General features: G+C 46.8%; 1 protein-coding gene. It reads right to left on the reverse strand.

Features of this window, described 5'->3' with window-relative positions:
• Position 1: 1 nt before the first annotated feature.
• The coding region (gene nagB, locus ACWHAR_RS32665) for a glucosamine-6-phosphate deaminase (RefSeq protein WP_452089122.1) at positions 2–502 on the reverse strand (501 nt) is incomplete at its 5' end.

Raw genomic sequence — 502 nt, forward strand, 5'->3', positions numbered from 1 at the left:
TTCAAGGTCCTAATGACGCGGCTTCACGATCAATCAAAACCGTAACATCGGAATGTAGGTGCAAAGCAGATGCAGGAAAATCTTCGCTTATGTTTCCTTCTAACAGCTTACGAACAGCTTCCGCTTTGCTTTTTCCAGAAATGAGCAGCAGAATGCGCTTGCTTGAGAGTATCGTTTGAATTCCCATTGTGAGCGCTTTTTTCGGCACGCTGTCTATGGAAGGAAAATATCTGGCATTCGCTTGGCGGGTTTGCTCATTTAATGTCACAACATGAGTTCGCGACTTGAAAGACGTTCCCGGTTCGTTAAAGCCGATGTGTCCGTTTCGGCCGATGCCGAGAAGCTGAATGTCAGTGCCGCCGAGGGACTCGACTAGCTGTTCATACCGTCTGCATTCGGCTTCCAAATCGTCTGCATTTCCATTCGGAATAAAATGCCGGCTAGGCTTGCTGTCGATATGCTGAAATAAACGGTCATTCATATAGAAGTGATAGCTGTTTGG

It is taken from the genome of Bacillus sp. LR--39 (assembly GCF_053613335.1).